Genomic DNA, 2,567 nt, shown 5'->3' with positions numbered 1-2,567 from the left:
AGTTAGGCATAGAAAAAGGCATAGTTCAAGGCATTGAACAAGAAAGACTACGAGCCTATCAGCGCCAACTAGAAATGGCTCGTCACCTGCTTAAAAATGGTATCAATATAGAGTTAGTTATTGAAAGTACGGGGCTTAGCCGTGAGGAGTTAAGCTCATTACAGCGAAAGATCTAAACTAAAGCTTCCTTTACTTAAATGATGTTAAGAGTACTAAGACCGATAAGCATCAGGAGGCTATCGTGAGTATTGCACAGCGTTTGCAAGATAAAGGCGAAAGGATTGGCTGGGAAAAAGGTGAAAGAGTTGGTTGGGAAAAAGGACACCTGTCAGGCATAGAAAAAGGCATCATTCAAGGTATAGAAAAAGGCATAGTTCAAGGCATTGAACAAGAAAGACTACGAGCCTATCATCGCCAACTAGAAATGGCTCGTCACCTGCTTAAAAATGATATCAATATAGAGCTAGTTATTGAAAGTACGGGGCTTAGCCGTGAAGAGTTAAGCTCATTATAAAAAAAAACCGATGTTTAAAAAACATCGGTGTAATAATGGTCAATTATTCTGTATTAAGAACTCAATATGAGAAAAACTACAATTATGGAGCACAACGTTCATCGCTCAACGTTGTATTCACCTGCGAGAGTTATAATGCCAGACATTATATTTTAAAAACTTGATATATCTCAAACAGGTTTACTAAATTCTTATTTAAATCCATTTAGTTACGATTATTTTTCTTAATAGTTACAACCATCTACTACGTTTTAACCACCAAGCAACAACAACTATCAATAGTAAAAGTAATAGACAAAATATCGGGAAACCATAATTAAATGCATTCCCAGGAATTCCACCTAAGTTAACACCAAATAGCCCTGTTAAAAATGTAGTAGGTAAAAACAACATGGCCATTAATGACATGGTATAAGTTCGTCTGTTCATTGCATCAGCCATCATTGAGGTAATTTCATCCGCAATAACTGCCGTTCTAGAAATGCTACTATCTAAATCTTCTAAGCGACGAGAAAGTCGTTCTGATATTTCTAACATTGTTACTCTGTCATCATCGCTCATCCAAGGTAATTTCTCAATTGATAACCGTGAAAAAACATCACGTTGAGGTGCCATATAACGACGTAGTACAATCAATTGTTTACGTAATAATGCAAGTTCACCACGCGCTGGAATTTGCTCATCAAGGATCATATCTTCAAGCTCAATTAATTGATCATGAAGTGTCTCAATAAAATCGCCTATTTCATCAGATACCACATCAGACATAGTAATAAGCCAATCGCCACTGCTTTCAGGCCCTTCACCAACATCAAGTGTATGAATCACAGAATCAACAGACTTTACTCTACGATGGCGACTAGAGATTATGATTTGGCTATTAATATAAATACGAAAACCGACAAACTCATCAGGTCTATTATTCGGATTATTATTAATTGTTTGAAGATTAATAATAATACCTTCGCCAAGGCGTTGTGCTTTAGGACGTATATTTTCAGCAAGTAATATATCTTTGGCGATTGGCGGAATTAACGGTGTGTCTTGTAACCATTGAGCACTTTTAGGTTCGCGATAATCTAAATGTACCCAATAAGGCTTCTCATTACTTGCTAAAGAATCAGATGTTATTTGTGTTGCACCACCTTTACCATCAAGCTGTGCAGCATAAATAGCATCAGAGTCTTGTAATATAGTGTCATTAAGTGTTCTCATCTACGCCTCTCTAATATCTCTTATGCAAATATCTTAACTTAGATTTGAAGTGTAAGATAACAGTTAAGCTTATTTGAATTTATAACATTCCTATTTTAATAATTTCAAAAAGTGTTCTGCATTATTTTTTATAATAGTCTGCAAATGGACTACCTTTCTCTTTTTAACTATAAAACAATGATTTTATCTGTTTTTTTTCTATTTTAGGAATTTTACACTAAAATAAAAACTAGAAATAACGTTATGATAACGTTTGCGATATGTATCAGTATATGGGCTATTTTCAATAAAAAGCCCTATTAAAATTTAGTTATATTAGCGAAAAATTTATCGTTATTTGACTAAAACAAACAACATATTATTTCTATTTTCCTTGTCGCATATACTCTAAATAAGGCCTTTTATATGAAAAAATTTCTTACTATTCCTTTATTCTTGCTTTTAGCTGGATGTCATAGCGCGACAGAATCCAATACGAATACAAATACAATGAACGATAAGACAAAAACATTACTTGTTGATTCTCAACTTTATGATTGTGTAGGTGTTGCACCAATGAAATGTATGAAGGTAAAAGAATTACCTTCTGGTGAATGGTCTCTTTTTTATCAAAAAATTGAAGGTTTTGATTATAAAAGTGGTACTGAATATACCTTAAAAGTAAAAGTTACTGATGTAGAAAATGTACCTGCTGATGCCTCTAGTATCAAATATACATTAGTCGAAGTGTTAGATAAAAAATAATTATCTAAATTTAAATGGCTCATATTTATTTAGTATGAGCTATTATTTAAAATAAACAATAATTTTTATTTTTTTTACACATTTAATTCACTAA

3 protein-coding genes are annotated in these 2,567 nt (G+C 33.0%); 2 read left to right on the top strand and 1 reads right to left on the bottom strand.

From position 1 onward, the window contains the following. Window positions 1-241: 241 nt before the first annotated feature. On the top strand, window positions 242-514 hold the full coding sequence (locus M983_RS16315; protein ID WP_066753509.1) for a hypothetical protein: 273 nt from the start codon (window positions 242-244) through the stop codon (window positions 512-514). Between the two features lie 231 nt (window positions 515-745). Here M983_RS16315 and zntB read toward each other — a convergent pair whose 3' ends face one another. Beyond that, window positions 746-1,729, bottom strand: a complete 984-nt coding sequence (gene zntB, locus M983_RS16310; protein WP_066753507.1) for a zinc transporter ZntB — start codon at window positions 1,727-1,729, stop codon at window positions 746-748. Window positions 1,730-2,134: 405 nt separating this feature from the next. Here zntB and M983_RS16305 point away from each other — a divergent pair, with 405 nt between their 5' ends. After that, window positions 2,135-2,473, top strand: coding sequence for a DUF4377 domain-containing protein (locus M983_RS16305; RefSeq protein ID WP_066753505.1), 339 nt, complete (start codon window positions 2,135-2,137; stop codon window positions 2,471-2,473). Window positions 2,474-2,567: the final 94 nt, after the last annotated feature.

It is taken from the genome of Proteus myxofaciens ATCC 19692 (genome assembly GCF_001654855.1).
Classification (GTDB): domain Bacteria; phylum Pseudomonadota; class Gammaproteobacteria; order Enterobacterales; family Enterobacteriaceae; genus Proteus; species Proteus myxofaciens.
This window is presented reverse-complemented; position numbering and strand designations above follow the sequence as displayed.

What these genes read in the sequence shown, in the direction of transcription:
- M983_RS16305 (WP_066753505.1), top strand. Translation starts at nt 2,135, where the DNA reads ATGAAAAAATTTCTTACTATTCCTTTATTCTTGCTTTTAGCTGGATGT.
- zntB (WP_066753507.1), bottom strand. Translation starts at nt 1,729, where the DNA reads ATGAGAACACTTAATGACACTATATTACAAGACTCTGATGCTATTTAT.